This window comes from Streptomyces purpureus (assembly GCF_014648195.1).
GTDB classification, from domain to species: Bacteria; Actinomycetota; Actinomycetes; order Streptomycetales; family Streptomycetaceae; genus Streptomyces; species Streptomyces purpureus.
Map to the genome: position 1 here is coordinate 53,286 of NZ_BMQQ01000015.1, position 17,015 is coordinate 70,300.

Here is a 17,015-nt window from a genome sequence, read left to right on the forward strand (position 1 = left end):
GGGCGGTGACTGCCCCGCCATGCCTAATCGCCGGTGACGGCGCGCACACCAACCCCACATGAACAACCGGCCCCACAGGCGCAGGAACACACCCCGTCCTCGGCCGGAAGGACCAGGACCCATGACCGATCGACACAAGATCGTCGCTCCGCCTAGGGTCCCTTCCGGAAGCGGCGCACCACACCTCGCCCGCTCACAAGACGCACCGCACGCACGACACAGGGGGACCAGCATGCCCATCGGCGGCCAGTCACACGTCCGGATCGCCCGGCCCTCACGCGACCTCGGCGCGGCCGAGCGGTTCTGGAAGGACGGCCTCGGCCTGAGCGTCCTGTGGCGGGCCGCCGGGACCGACGAGCCCGGCCACCACGCCCTGCTCATGCTGGGCTGGCCCGACGCCTCCTGGCACCTCGAACTCGTCCACGACGCCACCGTCGAGCCCCGCCCCACCGTGGAGGACCTGCTCGTCGTCTACCTCGACGAGCCCGTGCCCGACGAGCTCGTCGCCCGTCTCCAGGCGCACGGCGGCACCCGGGTGGCCTCGCCGAACCCGTACTGGAACGAGTGGGGCGTCACCGTCCAGGACCCGGACGGCTACCGCCTGGTGCTCTGCGTCCGCGACTGGTCCAACTCCGCCTGACCTCCGCTCACCCGCGCAGCGCGTCCGCGAGCAGCCGGACGCCCCGCGCGATCTCGGACGGCGCCAGATGCGCGTACCCGAGCACCAGCCGTACGCCGCCGTCCACGGGCGCCTGTGTGCCGTACGTGTCCAGCGTCCGCACCGCCACACCGGCCGCCGCCGCCCGCTCCACCACCCGCGCCGCCGAGCCACCGGCGTCCGGCACGCGCGCGATGACGTGCAGTCCGGCCGCTATGCCGCTGACCTCCGTACCGGGCAGCCGCTCCGCCAGCGCCGCCACCAGCGCGTCCCGCCGCTCCCGGTAGGCGCGCTGGCAGCGGCGCAGCTGACGGTCGTAGCCGCCGCGGGCCACGAGGTCGTGCAGCACGGCCTGGTCGAGGGCGGGATTGCCGAGGTCCATGGTCCGCTTGCGCTCCACGACCTCCTCGGCCAGCCGCTCCGGTACCAGCAGCCAGCCCAGGCGCAGCCCCGGCGCCAGCGACTTGCTCACCGAACCGGTGTAGGCGACCCGCTCCGGATCCAGGCCCTGGAGCGCGCCGACCGGCGCCCGGTCGTAGCGGAAGTCCCCGTCGTAGTCGTCCTCCACGACCAGGCCGTCCACCGAGCGCGCCCACCGCAGGAGTTCGGCGCGCCGCCGGGCCGAGTAGCCGATCCCGGACGGGAACTGATGCGAGGGCGTGGTCACCACCGCCCGCACCCCCGACTCCGTCAGCGGCCCCGGCAGCAGGCCCTCGCCGTCCAGCGGCAGCCACACCGTCTCCATGCCCGTCGCCGCGAACAGCGCCGTGTGCTCGGGACTGCCTGGGTCCTCCACGCCGATCGACCGCACCCCGCGCGCGTGCAGCACGAACCCGAGCAGGGTCATCGCCTGCGCCACCCCCGAACAGACCACCAGCCGCGCCGGATCGGCCACCACCCCGCGCCGCCGCGCGAGCAGCGCGGCCAGCTCCCCGCGCAGCTCGGGCAGGCCGCGCGGATCGGGATAGCCCAGGGCCCGGTGCGGCAGCCGGGACAGCACCGCCTTGTGCGCGGCGGTCCAGGCGGCGCGCGGGAACAGCGACAGGTCGGGTGTCCCGGGGCGGAAGTCGACCTGGAAGCCGGGCTCCTCCGGCGCCCGCTCCGGCGCACCGTGCGCAGCCGCCCGGACCTCCTCGCCCACCCAGGTCCCCGCGCCGCGGCCGCTGCGCAGGTAACCCTCGGCGACCAGCTGCTCGTACGCCTCGGTGACCAGGCCCCGCGAGACGCCCAGGTCCGCCGCCAGCTCCCGGCTGGCCGGCAGGCGCGTCCCGGCCGCCAGCCGGCCCGAGCGCACCGCCTCACGCAGCGCCTCCTGAAGGGCGCGGCCGCGTCGCCGGGCCGGCGCGGCGGCCGCCGGGAGCAGCAGCTCCCACGCGGGGCCGGCGCCCCGCTCCGGTCCGTCCGGGAGTGGCGGATTGGTCCCCGATGGCGTCATGGAAGTGGACCTTAATCACGGCCGCCGCGCTCCCTAGCGTCGGCCCCATGAACGTGAACTCCCTGCGCGGGACACTGATGGTGACCCTCGCCTATGTCCTCGTCGGCGCCTCCTTCACCGCGAACAGCGTGCTCGGCGACTACCCGTACGCGGGCGGTCAGGCGCTGCGCTACGGCGCCGCCTGTCTGCTCCTGCTGCCCCTGGCAGGCCGTGGGGCGCTCGCCCCGCTGCGGGCCCTGACGGCCCGCCAGTGGATCCGGCTCGCCGTCCTCGCCGGTGTCGGCATGGTCGGCTTCAACCTCTCGATCCTGCTGGCCGAGCGGAGCGCCGAGCCCGCCGTCCCCGGGGTCTTCGTCGGCTGCGCGCCCGTCGTGGTGGCCGTGCTCGCCCCGCTGCTCGACGGGCGCCGCCCCAGCCGTCCGGTCCTGTACGGCGCGCTGTTCGTCGCCGCCGGCGCCTTCACCGTCCAGGGCTGGGGCCGGACCGACCTGGCCGGCATGCTCTGGTCGCTCGGCGCGCTCGCCGGGGAGGTCGGCTTCACGGTCCTCGCCGTGCCCGTCCTGGCCCCTCTGGGGCCGCGGCTGCTCACCCTCGTGGTGTGCGGCCTCGGAGCCGTCGAATCGGCCGTCCTCGGGCTGGTCCTGGACGGCCGCGGATTCCTGCGGGTCCCGACCGGGGCCGAGACCGCCGCCCTCGTCTGGCAGGCGGCGGTGGTCACCGTGGTCGGCTTCGTCCTGTACTACACCGGCATGCGGCGCATCGGCGTCGAACGGGCCGTACTGCTCTCCGGGATGATCCCGGTCGCGGCCGCGCTGACCGCTCCCCTGGCCGGCACGGGCACCTACGGGGCCGCCCAGGCGGCCGGCAGCGCCCTGGTGGGTGCGGGGGCCGCGCTGGGCTCCGGAGTGTTCGGCAAGCGGTCAGCGGCTGCCGTCCAGGATGACCCGGGAGACGAGGGCGGGATCGTCGTTCATCGGCACGTGCCCGCAGCCGGGGAGCCGTACGAGTCGCGCCGCGGGGATGACGTGCTTGGCGCGGACCCCCTGACGGCGCAGGAGCAGCCGGTCCCGGGTGCCCCAGGCGACGGTCACCGGCAGTCCGGGAACGTCGTCGGTGAACCGCACGCTCCCTCCGGTGGCGAGCGTCTCGTGGAAACCGGTGGCTTCACGCAGCGCGAGGGTCTCGGCGACGACGGCCTCCGGTGATCGCCGCCCGGGCCGCGCGTAGATCGTGCTGGTCATGACCGTACGGCCGGCCACACTGCGGGAAAGGCGCTCGATCATCGGCAGCGGCATCGATTCGGCGGCCGAGCGCATCGCCCGTAGCGTGCCGAAGGCGTACCGCCGCTCACCCTCCGACCAGAAACCGGCCGGGGAGAGCGCCGTCACCGACCGTACGAGCTTCGCGCGGCCCAGCTCCAGGGCTAGCAGCCCGCCCAGCGAATTGCCCGCCACATGGGGCTGTTCGATCCCCAGCTCCTCGCAGAACCGGGCCAGGACCGGTACGACCGTCCCGAGGTCGTACGGCAGACCGCCGGGCAGCCCGGGTGAGGCGCCGAACCCCGGCAGATCGATGGCCACGACATCGCGCTCGGCGGCCAGCACGGGGAGCACCGGCTCCCAGGCCTGCCAGTGGTGGCCGATCCCGTGGAGCAGCAGCAAGGGTTCTCCCGTGCCCCTGCGTTCATAGGTCACCGAGACCGTGTGGGGCCCCTGGGGAGATTCGACCGTGAACGAGACCTCTGCGGACATGCGGCTGCTCCCTGTCATGTTGGACGCCCCGTCAGCAACAATTACCCTTGAGTAGCTTGCAGTTCAAGGGTCCTGGCCGCCACGCCACGATGTCGTGGCCCCGGGGCGCCGATTTCGCCTGGACAGTCCCCATCCCCTGGGATGGGATGGGGGAGTGATGACGACCGACTCCGACTCCGTGACCGGCCTCTTCGAGAACCACCGGCCCATGCTCACCGGCGTGGCCTACCGCATGCTCGGCCGGGTGGCCGACGCCGAGGACGTCGTCCAGGAGGCCTGGCTGCGCTGGGCTGCCGCCGACCACGCGGAAGTGCGCGAGCCGCGCGCCTATCTCGTACGGATCACCACCCGGCTCGCCATCGACCGGCTCCGGCAGGCCCAGTCCCGCCGCGAGTCGTACGTCGGCCCCTGGCTGCCCGAACCGATCGTCACCGACTTCGGGCCGGCCGCCCCGGACACGGCCGAGCGCGCCATGCTCGCCGACTCCGTCTCCCTCGCCGTCCTCGTCGTCCTCGAATCCCTCTCCCCGCTGGAGCGGGCGGTCTTCGTGCTGCGCGAGGCCTTCGGTTTCCCCTTCGGGGAGATTGCCACCGCCCTGGACCGCTCCGAGGCCGCCGTACGGCAGCTCGCCGCCCGCGCCCGCCGCCACGTCGAGGAGGGCAAGCCCCGCTACGACGTGGACCCGGCCGAGCGGCGCGACGTCACCGAACGCTTCCTGGCCGCCGCCACCGGCGGCGACATCGGCGCCCTGATGAAACTGCTCGCCCCGGACGTCCGGCTGGTCGGCGACAGTGGTGGCAAGGCCAAGGCGCCGTTGCGGGTCATCGAGAGCGTCGACAAGGTCGGCCGGTTCCTGCACGCCGTGGCCCAGGACGCCGTGGGCCAGTTCGAGATGCGGATCGACGAGGTCAACGGACTGCCCGCGCTGGTCGTCCTCAAGGACGGCGCCCCGGACTGCGTCGTGCAGCTGGAGGTGCGGGACGGACGCGTCCAGACCGTCAACCTCATCCGCAATCCGGACAAGCTGCACGGCATGGCCGCCGCGTAAGCCCCCCGGCCGGGCCACCGCCCCGCCGCCCCGCCGCCCCGCCCCGCGCCCGCTCCGAGCGCGGGGCGCATTGCCGCGCACGCCTCACACCCGCGCGAACGTCCTGTGAACGATCACCCTTCGAGCGTCACTTCGTCCGGTATCGGACGCAGGATTGGTCTTGACCAAGTGGGTGGGCCGTCTTATGGTCGCAGGGTTAGTGCAGGAACCTTTAATAAACAAGGGCGCGGAAAGCCGCCGGAGACACGGCGATTGCGGAGGATCAGGGTGGGGACCACGCAGCTGGAATCGGTGCCGGAGCCGAAGTACTGGCACCTCAAGACCGTGATCAGTGAGGCACTCGACTCCGACTTCGCGGTGGGCGAGATCCTGCCCAACGAGCGGGAGCTCGCCGCCCGGTTCGGCGTCGCCCGCGCCACGCTCCGCCAGGCGCTGGAGCAGCTCGAACTCGAAGGGCGCCTGCAGCGCCGCCGCGGCGTCGGCACGACCGTGGCCCCGCCCCGGATGGGCGTCGACGTCTCCACCACCCAGCACCAGTGGCCGGGCACGGGCGAGGAGTCCTGGCAGTCCGTGGACTGCGCCGTCGCCACGCCGCCCGCCGCGGTCGCGCGCCTGCTGGACGCCGACACCGACGAGACCGTGCACGTCGTGCGTCGGCTGCGGGTCTCGGGCGGTCAGCCCGTCGCCGCCGAACTGCTCTACGTACCGGCCTCGTCCGTGCCCGAGCTGTCCGCCATCGAGAACCCCTCCGGCCCCGGCCGGGCCCGCGCCGTCCTGCGCGAGCTCCAGCGCCGGGTGCTCGACGGCCAGGACCGCGCCGTCGAACTCGGCTCGGCCCGCGCCGACGACGCCAAGGAACTCGACCGCCTGCCCGGCGCCCCCGTCCTGGTCGTCACGACCCGCTACCTCTCCGAAGGCCGTACGGCCGCGGTCTCCGTGGCCACGTACCGTGCCGACACCTGCCGGCTGACCTTCGGCGACTCCGGCGACCTGGTCATGGCCTCCTGACCACCGGCGTCACGGCAACCACAGTCGTCACCCCACGGCCCGTCGCTCAGCGGCGGGCCGTCACTGTCGTCTCCACGGCGAACAGCTGCCCCTCCACATGGTCCAGCGCCAGCCGCAGCGCCCCCGTGCCGACCGCGGCCTCGCCCAGCATCGACAGGACCACCCGTGGCGGCCGCAGGCAGAAGCGCGCCAGCTCGTCGCGGAGCGGCTGCAGGACACCGTCAAGCCCCGCCGCCCAGCCGCCGACCACCACCAGCTCCGGATCGAGCGCGAGAACCAGCGCCGCCACGTCGTGCACCAGCCGCTGGATGAACCGGTCCACCGCCGCCCCGGCCCGCGCGTCGCCCTGGCGGGCCAGCGCGAAGACCTCCGCCACCGCCTGCTCGTCCAGCGGGTGCAGCGGCTCGTCCGTCGTGGACAGCAGCGTCTCCGGAGTCACCTCCCGGCCCAGCAGATGGAGCGCGCCGATCTCCCCGGCCGCGCCGCCGAAGCCCCTGTGCAGCCGCCCGCCGATCAGCGAGCCCGCGCCCGGACTCAGCCCGGCGAGGACGAAGACGATGTCGTCGGAGTCGGTGGCCGCGCCCTTCCAGTGCTCGGCGACCGCCGCCGCGTTGGCGTCGTTCTCCACCAGCACCGGGCAGCGGAACGACCGGCGCAGCCGCTCTCCCAGGGCGAGCCCCGTCCAGCCGGGCAGCGCGGTGCCGAGCCGTACGGTCCCGTCCGCCTCGACGATGCCGGGCGTGCCCACGCCCACGGCGCGCAGATTGCCGCGGGCCACCCCGGCGCGCCGCAGCACATCGGCGACGACCGTCCGGACCCGCTCCAGGCGCTCGTCCGCCGACGCGGTCTCCGCGACCTCCCTGGCCCCGGCTCCGATGATCCGCCCGTCGAGACCCGAGAGCAGCGCCGAGACCCGGTGCGGCCCGATCTCGATACCGAGCAGATGACCCGCCTCGGCCCGGAACCGGAACCTTCGCGCGGGCCGTCCCTGCCGGCGGGCCTCGCCCTCCTCGGGCGGCGCCTCGACCACGAGACCGCCCTCGATGAGCCCCTCGACCACTCCCTCGACCGTGGGCCGCGACAGACCCGTGATCCGGGTCAGGTCGGTGAGGGTGGGGGAGTCCGCGCCCCGCAGGGCGTGGAGTACCACCGCGGAATTGATCCGCCGCAACAGGGACGGGTCTCCGCCGGTCAGCCGCCCCACTGTGTCCTCCCAGGTCGAGCGCGTGTCAGGCGGATGGTACTCAATGGCCGGGAGTGCGGCGAGCGCCGCCCGGGGCCGGTGGGCACCCTCTGTACGGGAGGCCTCCCCACGCGGTCGCCTGACGGGTCACCAACTGTCAGTGGGGGCCGCTTTACTGGATCCACGAGCACGGAAAGGACGGGTACGAACCCATGACCACCGCAAAACACCTGGCCACCATCGAGCTGTTGCGCACCCGACCGTTCCCCGAGACGTCCACCACCACCGACCTGGGCTCCGGCGGCCCCGGCCACCACATAGCGGAGCTCGCCACCAGCGAGGACTTCTGGGAGGACGACGGCACCCGCCGCTTAGCGGTCGAGGAGCAGTACGAGGCGGAGCGGGACGCGCTCACCGTCGTCCTCGGCGAGCGCTGGGGGCCGCCGCAGATCTTCAGCCTCTGGTCCGTGCTGGACCGGAGCATGGACGGCGAGGACACACCGGAGCCCTGGGGGGTCCTCAGCAACCACACGCCCGATCTGCACCTGTGGCGCGTGGACGGGCTGTGGTTGGGCCTGGGCGTCGCCCAGTGGGACAAGGAACTGCCGTTCCAGCTGCTGGCCGTGGTGACCGAGGTCGACCCGCCCTGACGCCCCGCCTTGCCGACTCCCGGCTCAGGGAATGCGGCTCGCCTCCCGCAGCCGGGCGAACTCCTCCGCCATCGTCTGCAGCGTCCAGTGGGCGTTGAGCCCGCTCGGGTTGGGCAGCGCCCAGATCCGGGTCTCCCCGATCGTCCGTTCCTGCGGACCGATCCGGGCCTTGCGCTCCCCGAAAGCCGTGCGGTACGCCGTCACCCCCACCACCGCCAGCCAGCTCGGCCGCAGCCGCTCGACCTTCGAGACCAGGATCCGCCCGCCCTCGCGGTACTCCTCGTCCGTCAGCTCGTCGGCCCGCGCGGACGCGCGCGCCACGACGTTGGTGATGCCGAGGCCGTAGTCGAGCAGTTCCTCCTGCTCGGACGGGAGCAGCTGACGCGGCGTGAAGCCGGACAGGTGCAGCACGGGCCAGAAGCGGTTGCCGGGACGGGCGAAGTGATGGCCCGTCGCCGCCGACATCAGGCCGGGGTTGATGCCGCAGAACAGCACGGACAGGCCGCCCGCCACCACGTCGGGTACGACGCGGTCACGAGCGGCCTCGAGGTCCGCGACGGTCAGGCGCGGGGGGCGGGTCAGAGGATCGACCCCGGCGTGTACGCGGCCGCCTCCGGGTGCTGCTTGGCGATCTCCTCGATCCGGGAGACCACGACGGCGACCTGGTCGGCCGCGGCGCCCGTGAAGGACAGCTTGTCCGCCATCAGCGCGTCGAGCTGCGCCCGGTCCAGCGGGATCCGCTCGTCGGCGGCCAGCTTCTCCAGGAGTTCGTTCCGCTCGGCGCCCTGCTCGCGCATGGCGAGCGCGGAGGCGACGGCGTGCTCCTTGATGGCCTCGTGGGCGACCTCGCGGCCGACCCCGGCGCGCACGGCGCCCATGAGGACCTTCGTGGTGGCGAGGAACGGCAGGTAGCGGTCGAGCTCGCGGGCGACGACCGCCGGGAACGCGCCGAACTCGTCGAGGACGGTCAGGAAGGTCTCCAGCAGGCCGTCGAACGCGAAGAACGCGTCCGGCAGGGCCACACGCCGTACGACCGAGCAGGAGACGTCGCCCTCGTTCCACTGGTCGCCCGCCAGCTCGCCGGTCATCGAGGCGTAGCCGCGCAGGATGACCATGAGGCCGTTGACGCGCTCGCAGGAGCGGGTGTTCATCTTGTGCGGCATGGCTGAGGAGCCGACCTGGCCGGGCTTGAAGCCCTCCGTGACCAGCTCGTGGCCGGCCATCAGGCGGACCGTCTTCGCCAGCGACGACGGCGCGGCGGCGAGCTGGACCAGCGTGGTCACCACGTCGTAGTCGAGGGAGCGGGGGTAGACCTGGCCGACCGAGGTGAAGGCGTGCGCGAAGCCGAGGTGTCCGGCGATGCGCTGCTCCAGCTCCGCCAGTTTGCCGGCGTCGCCACCGAGCAGGTCCAGCATGTCCTGGGCGGTGCCGACCGGGCCCTTGATGCCGCGCAGCGGGTAGCGCGACAGCAGGTCCTCCAGCCGGGCGTACGCGGCCAGCAGCTCGTCGGCGCCGGTCGCGAACCGCTTGCCGAGCGTGGTGGCCTGCGCGGCGACGTTGTGCGAGCGGCCGGCCATGACCAGCTCGGCGTACTCGGCGGAGAGCTTGCCCAGCCGCGCGAGGACGGCGACCGTACGGTCCCGCATCAGCTCCAGGGAGAGCCGGATCTGCAGCTGCTCGACGTTCTCGGTCAGGTCACGCGAGGTCATGCCCTTGTGGACGTGCTCATGGCCCGCGAGCGCGTTGAACTCCTCGATACGCGCCTTCACGTCGTGCCGCGTGACCTTCTCACGCTCGGCGATCGAGGCCAGGTCGACCGTGTCGAGGACGCGCTCGTAGTCGGCGAGGGCCGCGTCCGGCACCTCGATCCCGAGGTCCTTCTGGGCACGCAGCACGGCGAGCCACAGTTGGCGCTCGAGCTTCACCTTCTGCTCGGGGGACCAGAGGACGGCGAGCTCCGCGGAGGCGTAGCGGCCGGCCAGGACGTTGGGGATGCGGGGCTTCGCAGCAGCAGTCACGTGACCAGATTCTACTGGCGGTTTCTGCAGGCCAGCGCCACGGTCCGGTTTGGTGCTTGCTACGAGAGCGGCCAGGTGAGGCGCGTGCTGCCGGAGCGGCCGCACCCTCTCGGCTCCCGCGCGCTCCGGAGCGGCCGCGCGCCCCTGGCCCCTGCACCAGGGGAGCCACCAGGCATCCTCGGCCCCCTGGGCCGCGGGAGTGCGGCGCGTCCTCAGCGCCCGGCGTTACGTGAGGGGCCCCGCGCCCTCCGCCGGCCGCTCCTCGTACGGAAGCAGCTCCGGCCGCTTCGCCGGGCGTCCGTCGCCGGACGAGCGGCCCGTCAGCCGGCGGCCGATCCACGGTCCCAGGTGCTGCCTGGCGAACCGTACGTCGTCCACGCGCCGGGTCATCCACCCGGCCGGGACCGCCGCGGGCAGCGCCGCCTGCCAGTCGTACTCGGGCGCCAGGCCGAGCGTCTGCCACACGGCCTCGGCCACCCGCCGGTGCCCCTCGCCGGTCAGATGCAGCCGGTCCGCGTCCCACAGCCGTGGATCGCCGAGCGCGGTGGCGCCGTACAGGTCCACCACGTCCGCCCCGTGCCGGGACGCCAGCTCGTCGACGAAGGAGAACAGCTCCTCCATGCGCGGCCGGAAACGCTCCATCACCGGTCCGTGCCGGCCGGGGCTGCGCATCAGGACCAGCCGTCCGCACGACGGCGCGAGCTTCTCCACGGCCTCCTCCAGGAGGCCGCGCACCCGCCCCATGTCGCACGTCGGCCGCAGGGTGTCGTTGAGGCCGCCGACGAGGGTGACCACATCGGCACCCATCGCCGCCGCCCGGTCCACCTGCTCGTCGACTATCTGGCCGATGAGCTTGCCGCGTACCGCGAGGTTCGCGTAGCGGAAGCCGGGGGCACGGGCCGCGAGCCGTCCGGCGAGCAGGTCCGCCCAGCCGCGGTAGGACCCGTCGGGAAGCAGGTCCGACATGCCTTCGGTGAAGCTGTCCCCGACGGCGACCAGACTGGTGTAGGTGGCATTCGTCTCCATGGCGGAGCCGATCATACCGCGCGGTATGGAGCCGCCCGCCGGTTCCGGAGGGCGGCTCCGCCGCACCTTACGGGGCCGGGCGGCCGACCAGCTCGCGCAGGACGTCCTCCATCGTGACCAGGCCGGCGAGGCGGCCGTCGCCCTCCTCGTCGATGACGGCGGCCAGGTGCGTACGGCTGCGCCGCATCGCCGTCAGCACGTCGTCGAGCGGGGTCGAGGCCCGTACCCGGGCGATCGGCCGCAGCGCCGAGACCGGGAACGGCAGCTCGCGGGGCGTCACGTCCAGGGCGTCCTTCACATGGAGGTAGCCGAGGATCCTGCGGTCGTCGTCGACGACCGGGAAGCGGGAGAAGCCCGACGCGGCGGAGAGGTGCTCCAGCTCCTCCGGCGTGGTGCCCACGCGCGCGTGGACCACCTTCTCCACCGGCATCACCACGTCCCGCACCGGACGCCGGCCCAGCTCCAGGGCGTCGTGCAGCCGCTCGGTGGCGCGGTCGTCGAGGAGTCCGGCGTCCCCGGCGTCCGTCACCATCCGGGCGAGCTCGTCGTCCGAGAAGGTCGCCGACACCTCGTCCCTCGTCTCCACCCTGAGCAGCTTGAGCAGCAGGTTGGCGAAGGCGTTGATGGAGAAGATCACCGGACGCAGCGCGCGGGCGAGCGCCACCAGCGGCGGGCCGAGCAGCAGCGCCGTGCGGGTCGGCTCGGCCAGCGCGATGTTCTTGGGGACCATCTCGCCGAGCAGCATGTGCAGATAGGTCGCGAGGGCCAGCGCGATCACGAACGAGATCGGATGGACGAGACCGTGCGGCACGCCGGCCGCGTCGAAGACCGGCTCCAGCAGATGCGCGATGGCCGGCTCGGCGACGATGCCGAGCACCAGGGTGCACAGCGTGATGCCGAGCTGGGCCGCCGCGAGCAGGGCGGAGACATGCTCGAGGCCCCAGATGACACTGCGGGCGCGCCGGTCGCCGCTCTCGGCGTGGGGTTCGATCTGGCTGCGCCGGACCGAGATCATGGCGAACTCGGCGCCGACGAAGAAGGCGTTCACGACCAGGGTCAGAAAGCCGATCAGAAGCTGGATCGCGGTCATCGGCGGGCCCCCTTGGATCCCTCGGTCTCCTCACGGTGGGGCGGCGGGGCGTGCAACAGCACCCGGGCCGCGCGGCGGCCGGTCGCGTCCACCACGTCCAGCTGCCAGCCGGTCAGCTCCACGCGGTCGCCGATCCGCGGGATGCGCCCGAGCTCGGTGGCGATCAGCCCGGCGAGGGTCTCGTACGGGCCGTCCGGCACCCGCAGGCCGATGGCGGCCAGCTGGTCCGTACGGGCGGCGCCGTCCGCCGACCACAGGGCACGGCCGTCCGGGTCCTTGCCCGCGGGGGCGAGGTCGGGGGTCTCGTGCGGATCGTGCTCGTCGCGGACCTCGCCGACGACCTCCTCGACGATGTCCTCCAGAGTCACGACACCGGCCGTGCCGCCGTACTCGTCGATGACGACGGCCATGGTCCGCCGGCCCGAGAGCCGGTCGAGGAGCCGGTCCACGGTCAGGGTCTCGGGCACGAGCAGCGGCTCACGCAGCAGCTCGGAGACGCGCTTGAGGCGCCGCTCGTCGGCCGGTATCGCCAGCACGTCCTTGACGTGGGCGGTGCCGACGACGGTGTCCAGGCTGCCCTGATAGACGGGGAAGCGGGACAGGCCCGTGGCGCGGGTGGCGTTGGCGACGTCCTCGGCGGTGGCCGACACCTCCAGCGCGGTGACCTGCACCCGGGGCGTCATCACGTTCTCCGCGGTCAGCTCGGCGAGGTTCAGGGTCCGTACGAACAGTTCGGCCGTGTCGGCCGCCAGCGCGCCCTCCTTGGCGGAGTGCCGGGCCAGCGCCACCAGCTCCTGCGGGCTGCGGGCTGACGCCAGCTCCTCGGCGGGCTGGAGACCGAGCCGGTGCACGATCCGGTTCGCGGTGTTGTTGAGGTGGCTGATCAGCGGCTTGAAGGCGGCGGTGAAGATCCGCTGCGGGGTGGCCACCACCTTGGCGACGCCCAGCGGCGACGAGATCGCCCAGTTCTTGGGGACCAGCTCACCGATGACCATCAGGACCACGGTCGACAGGGCCGTAGCGATGACGAGGGCCACCGACGACGCGACCGAGGGGGAGAGCCCCACGGCCTCGACCGGGCCGCGGATGAGCTTGGCGATCGAGGACTCGGCGAGCATGCCGACGACCAGGTTGGTGACGGTGATGCCGAGCTGTGCGCCGGACAGCTGGAAGGTGAGGGACCGTACGGCCTTGAGTGCGCCGGCGGCCCCGCGCTCACCCCGTTCGACGGCCCGTTCGAGCTCGCCGCGCTCGACGGTCGTGAGGGAGAACTCGGCCGCGACGAAGGCGCCGCAGGCGAGGGAGAGCAGCAGCGCCACGGCGAGCAGGAGCACTTCGGTCATCGGTTCACCTCCGTCCCATGATCGGCCAGGGGGAGGAGGAGTGCGCGATGTCGGGTACTGGGAGGCTCGCCCATGGGCGGACGCTCACACCTTTCACAGAGAGAAATGGGTTCACCCATGGTAAAGGATGGGCAAAGGGTGGTGCGGAGGGGGCAGGGGGTCAGCCGCCGAGGCCGGCCGTGCCGGCGGCCCGGACGTGCGTACACGCCCGCCATCCCACCACCGGCCCGCCCCGCGCGTCGAAACCGTTCCGTCCTGCGGACAGGCGGTCTAGCGCCCGCCACCGGCCCGCCCCGCCCGTCGAAACCGTTTCGCCTTGCGGGCAGGGCGCCTAGCGCCCGCCACCCTCCCGGGCGCGCCGTTCGCGCTCCCGTACCTCGGCGACGACCGGCCCGAACGCCTCCATCGCCGGATCGAGCACCGTGAAGTACGTGAAGCCGTACCGCTCGCGCTGCCCCAGCAACTGGTCGGCGATCTCCTCGACGGTGCCGACGGCCACCACCGGCAGCTCCAATACCTGCGCCTCGGTCAGCTGCGGCACGTACGGCATCAGCTCCTTGACGGCCCCGGCCCGGTCGTCGGTGACCTGGACGATCTGGAGCAGCAGATTCAGCTCGGCGGGGGCCGCCCGGCCGGCGGCGAAGCGGTGGTAGGCGGCCACCCGCTCGTCCAGTTCGGCGGGGGAGCAGAGGGTGAACACACCGTCCTGCTGCCGGACGCCCGCGAACGCGGCGATGTCCGCGTGCTCCGCCGCCAGCCGCAGCACCCGGTCGCCGTTGCCGCCGATCAGCAGCGGCGGCCGGTACTCCTCCCCGGCCAGCAGCCCGGTCACCTCCTCGACCGTCCGGCGCAGACGGTCGACCCGGCGCCCCGGCGGCAGGAACTCGATCCCGGCCCGCTCGTGCTCCTCACGTACGTAGCCGGTGCCGAGCCCTATCTCCAGCCGGCCTTCGGTCAGCGCGGCGGTGGTCGCGATCTCCCGGGCCAGCAGCACCGGATTCCAGAACGCCGCGTTCAGCACGAACGTGCCGAGCCGCGGCCGCCGGGTCGCCGCCGCCGCGGCCACCAGCGCCGGGAACGGCGCGGGCATCCCCAGGTGGTCCGGCACGTTGATGACGTCAAAGCCGAGTTCCTCGGCCCGCTCGCACCGTGCGCACCACTCCCCGCCCCCGGCGGGCGTGACCATGTTCACTCCGAACCGTAACGGCCTGTCCATGACGTCCATGAACCCTCCTCCGATCGGGAGTTGTCCACACTAGCGTTCTGGCGCTAGCTTGGAAGGGTGGCCAAGACACAGTTGAACGTGCGGGTGGACGAGACCACCGCCGAAGCCGCCCGCAGGCGGGCGCAGCAGCGCGGCGTGAGCGTCAACCGCTACATCGAGGAACTCGTCCAGCAGGACGCGGGCGAGGCGGGCCGGGCCTTCGTGGAGGCCGCGGCCGATTTCATGAAGCAGTACGAGGCGGTGTTCGCCGAGGAGTTCGCCGACAGCCGCCTCGGCTCCGGCCCGGACGCGCGGTGACGGCGGCCCCTGCCGTATGACGCTCTCCATCGACCTCGCCTGGCTGCTCATGGTCGCCGAGCATCAGATCCCCGGCGACCCCCAGGTCAGGGACTGGGGCGCGCTCGTGGCCGCCGTGGGCCGGCACGAGGCGGAGATCTTCGGCATCCCCGTCTACGACGATCCGTACGCGCGCGCCGCGGCCCTGCTGCAACTGCTCCTGCACGTACCGGCGCTCGAGCACTCCAACGCGATGTTCGCCTGCGCCGTCGCCTACGGCTACCTCGTCGCCTCCGGCCTCGATCTGGTCACCTCGCCCGAACGGGTCCGCGACCTCGCCCGGCTGGTCAAGGACGGCAGGGCGGACGTGCGCTCCATCGCCGGCGAGCTGCGCCGGTGGAGCCGCTGACCCTCACCCCCGCACCGCCTCCGGGGGACGGCGGGCCACCCCGAGGACACAGGACGACGTGGGCATGCGCGGACCGGTCTCCGGGACGCGGAGCGTGCGGTACGACATGACCTCGAACCCGGCCGCCCCGATCGCGGCCAGCGGATCACGGGCCGTGTGGCAGCCGCCGAACACCAGTGGCCACACCGTCCGGTCCAGCGCCCGCTGGGTGGTCGCCATCGCCCGCCCCGGCGCCAGACCGTGCTCGAAGAACCGCAGCTCACCGCCGGGCTTGAGGACCCGCCACATCTCCCTCAGCGCGCGGGGCAGATCCCGCACGGTGCACAGCACCAGCGAGGCGACCACCGCGTCGAAGGCTTCGCTCTTCACCGGCATCGCCTCGGCCGCACCCGGCACCACGTCGACCGGGACCTCCGCGTGCAGCGCCGCGTCGACGGCCAACTGCCGCAGGTGGCGCTCCGGTTCGAGGGCGACCACCTCGGAGACGGTGGCGGGGTAGTGGGCGAAGTTCAGGCCGTTGCCCGCGCCGACCTCGATGACCCGGCCGCCGAGCCCGGCCAGCAACTCCTCGCGCAGGTCGGCGATCCCGGCCTTGCTGTCTGCGGCCACGCTGAAGCGGGCGTAGAAACGGGCGAACAGGGGGTGGTGGACGGCGTCCCGGGGAACCTCGCTACGGCGCGACGGCATCTTCGGCCTCCTCCGACGGGGGATACGGTCATTCTCCCCCCGCGCGCCCCGGAATCAGCGGACGAAACAGAACTCGTTGCCCTCGGGATCCCGCAGCACCTGGAAGTCGCCGTACGGATCGCTGACGATCCCGCCCACCCGCACGGCCCCCAGCCGCACCGCCTCCTCGGCCGCCTCGTCCACCCCGCCCGTCTCCAGGTCCAGATGGAGGCGGTTCTTGACCGCCTTCCCCTCCGGCACCTTCTGGAAGGCGATCCGGACGAACCCGGGCGGCTCCACGTACGACCAGTCCTCGCCGCGGTCCACCGGCTCACCGCCGAGGAGGGAGGCCCAGAACCGCACCAGGGCCGCCGGATCGGCGCAGTCGAAGACGATCTCGCTGACCTTTGCTCGCATGATCACCAGCGTACGTCCGCGGCCGCCCCCCAGCCCGTTGTCAGGCCCCGGCCGTGGCCCGGAACGCTGCCGCGTCCCAGCCGCCGCCCAGCTCCGGCGCGAGCCAATCCCCGGCCCGGGCCCGGAAATCGGTCGCCGACAGCGCCCCCGCGCCCGCCGGTACGGCACCCAGCAGCGGAGCGCCGGCCGCCGCCGGCAGGTCGGCCAGATTGCAGCGGGCCGCGAGGTCCGGCTCGTCCGGCCAGCTGCCGACCACCACCCCCAGCTGGGTCAGTCCCCGGGCGCGCAGTGCCTCGGCGGTCAGCGCGGTGGAGTTCAGCGTGCCAAGCCCGGCCGGCGCGACCACCAGGACCGGCGCGCCGAGCAGCCGCGCCGCGTCGGCGAGCGTGCCCTCCTCCTCGTCGAACCGTACGAGCAGCCCGCCCGCGCCCTCCACCAGCACCAGGTCGTGCTCGGCGGCCAGCTTCTCGGCCGCCGAGGCGACCTCCTGCGGCGAGACGGGCGCCATGGCGGCGCGCCGGGCGGCCGTCGCGGGCGCCAACGGCTCGGGGAACCGCGCCAGTTCGAGGGAGGTCCGGGCCCCGGAGAGCCGGGCCGCCTCGTCCGCGTCCCCGCGCTCACCCGGAGCTAGCCCGGTCTGCGCGGGCTTCAGCACGGCCACCGACCGGCCGTGCGCGGTGGCCACGGCGGCCACGGCGGCGGTGACGACGGTCTTGCCGATCTCGGTTCCGGTGCCGCTGACGACGATGACGCTCATGGTCCTGTTCCTTCCGGGGCGGGCGGCCGACCGGCCGCCCGCCCGCACGTCCCAC

The 17,015-nt window shown here is 73.3% G+C and carries 18 protein-coding genes and 1 pseudogene; 7 read left to right on the forward strand and 12 right to left on the reverse strand.

Annotated elements, in window-relative coordinates; genetic code table 11:
- Positions 1–232: 232 nt before the first annotated feature.
- A complete protein-coding gene (locus tag IEZ01_RS19795; protein ID WP_019884512.1) occupies positions 233–640 on the forward strand; it encodes a VOC family protein in 408 nt (135 codons plus the stop codon).
- A 7-nt stretch (positions 641–647) separates the two neighbouring features.
- Here the strand turns inward: IEZ01_RS19795 and pdxR are convergent, their stop codons facing one another.
- On the reverse strand, positions 648–2,093 hold the full coding sequence (pdxR, locus tag IEZ01_RS19800) for a MocR-like pyridoxine biosynthesis transcription factor PdxR (RefSeq protein ID WP_019884511.1): 1,446 nt from the start codon (positions 2,091–2,093) through the stop codon (positions 648–650).
- Positions 2,094–2,170: 77 nt separating this feature from the next.
- Between pdxR and IEZ01_RS35070 the strand changes: the two are divergent.
- Positions 2,171–2,545 (forward strand): annotated as a pseudogene (locus IEZ01_RS35070) (EamA family transporter); the annotation flags it as partial.
- 468 nt (positions 2,546–3,013) lie between these two features.
- Here the strand turns inward: IEZ01_RS35070 and IEZ01_RS19810 are convergent.
- Entirely contained in the window at positions 3,014–3,844 is an 831-nt protein-coding gene (locus IEZ01_RS19810; RefSeq protein ID WP_028797262.1) for an alpha/beta fold hydrolase, read from the reverse strand.
- 157 nt (positions 3,845–4,001) lie between these two features.
- Between IEZ01_RS19810 and IEZ01_RS19815 the strand changes: the two genes are divergently transcribed.
- Both IEZ01_RS19815 and IEZ01_RS19820 read left to right on the forward strand, forming a co-directional pair.
- Positions 4,002–4,892, forward strand: a complete 891-nt coding sequence (locus tag IEZ01_RS19815; RefSeq protein WP_189202876.1) for an RNA polymerase sigma-70 factor — start codon at positions 4,002–4,004, stop codon at positions 4,890–4,892.
- A 267-nt stretch (positions 4,893–5,159) separates the two neighbouring features.
- Positions 5,160–5,900, forward strand: a complete 741-nt coding sequence (locus tag IEZ01_RS19820) for a GntR family transcriptional regulator (RefSeq protein WP_019884507.1) — start codon at positions 5,160–5,162, stop codon at positions 5,898–5,900.
- Between the two features lie 46 nt (positions 5,901–5,946).
- Here the strand turns inward: IEZ01_RS19820 and IEZ01_RS19825 are convergent, their stop codons facing one another.
- Entirely contained in the window at positions 5,947–7,104 is a 1,158-nt protein-coding gene (locus tag IEZ01_RS19825) for an ROK family transcriptional regulator (RefSeq protein ID WP_019884506.1), read from the reverse strand.
- 191 nt (positions 7,105–7,295) lie between these two features.
- On the opposite strand from IEZ01_RS19825, the gene IEZ01_RS19830 reads away from it, so the two are divergent.
- Positions 7,296–7,733, forward strand: a complete 438-nt coding sequence (locus IEZ01_RS19830; RefSeq protein WP_019884504.1) for a hypothetical protein — start codon at positions 7,296–7,298, stop codon at positions 7,731–7,733.
- Positions 7,734–7,757: 24 nt separating this feature from the next.
- Here the strand turns inward: IEZ01_RS19830 and mug are convergent, their stop codons facing one another.
- From mug to IEZ01_RS19860, 6 genes are all read right to left on the reverse strand, one after another.
- Positions 7,758–8,297: a G/U mismatch-specific DNA glycosylase gene (gene mug, locus IEZ01_RS19835; protein WP_189202986.1), complete on the reverse strand. Its 540-nt coding sequence runs from the start codon at positions 8,295–8,297 to the stop codon at positions 7,758–7,760.
- A 14-nt stretch (positions 8,298–8,311) separates the two neighbouring features.
- A complete protein-coding gene (gene purB, locus IEZ01_RS19840) occupies positions 8,312–9,751 on the reverse strand; it encodes an adenylosuccinate lyase (RefSeq protein ID WP_189202878.1) in 1,440 nt (479 codons plus the stop codon).
- Between the two features lie 225 nt (positions 9,752–9,976).
- Complete coding sequence (locus tag IEZ01_RS19845) at positions 9,977–10,777, reverse strand: SGNH/GDSL hydrolase family protein (protein WP_040875337.1); 801 nt, start codon at positions 10,775–10,777, stop codon at positions 9,977–9,979.
- A gap of 67 nt (positions 10,778–10,844) precedes the next feature.
- A complete protein-coding gene (locus tag IEZ01_RS19850; RefSeq protein ID WP_019884498.1) occupies positions 10,845–11,867 on the reverse strand; it encodes a hemolysin family protein in 1,023 nt (340 codons plus the stop codon).
- Positions 11,864–13,210, reverse strand: coding sequence for a hemolysin family protein (locus IEZ01_RS19855; RefSeq protein ID WP_019884497.1), 1,347 nt, complete (start codon positions 13,208–13,210; stop codon positions 11,864–11,866). Before IEZ01_RS19855 ends, IEZ01_RS19850 begins: the two co-directional genes overlap by 4 nt.
- A gap of 331 nt (positions 13,211–13,541) precedes the next feature.
- Positions 13,542–14,426 (reverse strand): TIGR03621 family F420-dependent LLM class oxidoreductase, encoded by an 885-nt coding sequence (locus IEZ01_RS19860; RefSeq protein WP_189202988.1) that lies wholly within the window; start codon positions 14,424–14,426, stop codon positions 13,542–13,544.
- 66 nt (positions 14,427–14,492) lie between these two features.
- Between IEZ01_RS19860 and IEZ01_RS19865 the strand changes: the two genes are divergently transcribed.
- Entirely contained in the window at positions 14,493–14,732 is a 240-nt protein-coding gene (locus tag IEZ01_RS19865) for a toxin-antitoxin system HicB family antitoxin (RefSeq protein ID WP_078513236.1), read from the forward strand.
- A gap of 16 nt (positions 14,733–14,748) precedes the next feature.
- Entirely contained in the window at positions 14,749–15,120 is a 372-nt protein-coding gene (locus tag IEZ01_RS19870; RefSeq protein WP_019884494.1) for a hypothetical protein, read from the forward strand.
- 3 nt (positions 15,121–15,123) lie between these two features.
- On the opposite strand, the gene IEZ01_RS19875 is transcribed toward IEZ01_RS19870, so the two are convergent.
- Genes IEZ01_RS19875 through bioD form a run of 3 tightly spaced genes read right to left on the reverse strand, consistent with a single transcriptional unit; the run spans position 15,124 to position 16,960 of the window.
- The gene (locus IEZ01_RS19875) at positions 15,124–15,807 is read right to left on the reverse strand and encodes a class I SAM-dependent methyltransferase (RefSeq protein WP_019884493.1); all 684 of its coding nucleotides are present in this window, start codon (positions 15,805–15,807) and stop codon (positions 15,124–15,126) included.
- A gap of 54 nt (positions 15,808–15,861) precedes the next feature.
- Positions 15,862–16,203, reverse strand: coding sequence for a VOC family protein (locus IEZ01_RS19880; protein WP_189202880.1), 342 nt, complete (start codon positions 16,201–16,203; stop codon positions 15,862–15,864).
- 40 nt (positions 16,204–16,243) lie between these two features.
- A complete protein-coding gene (bioD, locus tag IEZ01_RS19885; protein ID WP_189202882.1) occupies positions 16,244–16,960 on the reverse strand; it encodes a dethiobiotin synthase in 717 nt (238 codons plus the stop codon).
- Positions 16,961–17,015: the final 55 nt, after the last annotated feature.

Bases quoted from the DNA above. Each gene is read 5' to 3' on its own strand.
- IEZ01_RS19795 (WP_019884512.1), top strand. From the start codon at position 233: ATGCCCATCGGCGGCCAGTCACACGTCCGGATCGCCCGGCCCTCACGC.
- pdxR (WP_019884511.1), bottom strand. From the start codon at position 2,093: ATGACGCCATCGGGGACCAATCCGCCACTCCCGGACGGACCGGAGCGG.
- IEZ01_RS19810 (WP_028797262.1), bottom strand. From the start codon at position 3,844: ATGTCCGCAGAGGTCTCGTTCACGGTCGAATCTCCCCAGGGGCCCCAC.
- IEZ01_RS19815 (WP_189202876.1), top strand. From the start codon at position 4,002: ATGACGACCGACTCCGACTCCGTGACCGGCCTCTTCGAGAACCACCGG.
- IEZ01_RS19830 (WP_019884504.1), top strand. From the start codon at position 7,296: ATGACCACCGCAAAACACCTGGCCACCATCGAGCTGTTGCGCACCCGA.
- IEZ01_RS19845 (WP_040875337.1), bottom strand. From the start codon at position 10,777: ATGGAGACGAATGCCACCTACACCAGTCTGGTCGCCGTCGGGGACAGC.
- IEZ01_RS19850 (WP_019884498.1), bottom strand. From the start codon at position 11,867: ATGACCGCGATCCAGCTTCTGATCGGCTTTCTGACCCTGGTCGTGAAC.
- IEZ01_RS19855 (WP_019884497.1), bottom strand. From the start codon at position 13,210: ATGACCGAAGTGCTCCTGCTCGCCGTGGCGCTGCTGCTCTCCCTCGCC.
- IEZ01_RS19860 (WP_189202988.1), bottom strand. From the start codon at position 14,426: ATGGACAGGCCGTTACGGTTCGGAGTGAACATGGTCACGCCCGCCGGG.
- IEZ01_RS19870 (WP_019884494.1), top strand. From the start codon at position 14,749: ATGACGCTCTCCATCGACCTCGCCTGGCTGCTCATGGTCGCCGAGCAT.
- IEZ01_RS19875 (WP_019884493.1), bottom strand. From the start codon at position 15,807: ATGCCGTCGCGCCGTAGCGAGGTTCCCCGGGACGCCGTCCACCACCCC.
- IEZ01_RS19880 (WP_189202880.1), bottom strand. From the start codon at position 16,203: ATGCGAGCAAAGGTCAGCGAGATCGTCTTCGACTGCGCCGATCCGGCG.
- bioD (WP_189202882.1), bottom strand. From the start codon at position 16,960: ATGAGCGTCATCGTCGTCAGCGGCACCGGAACCGAGATCGGCAAGACC.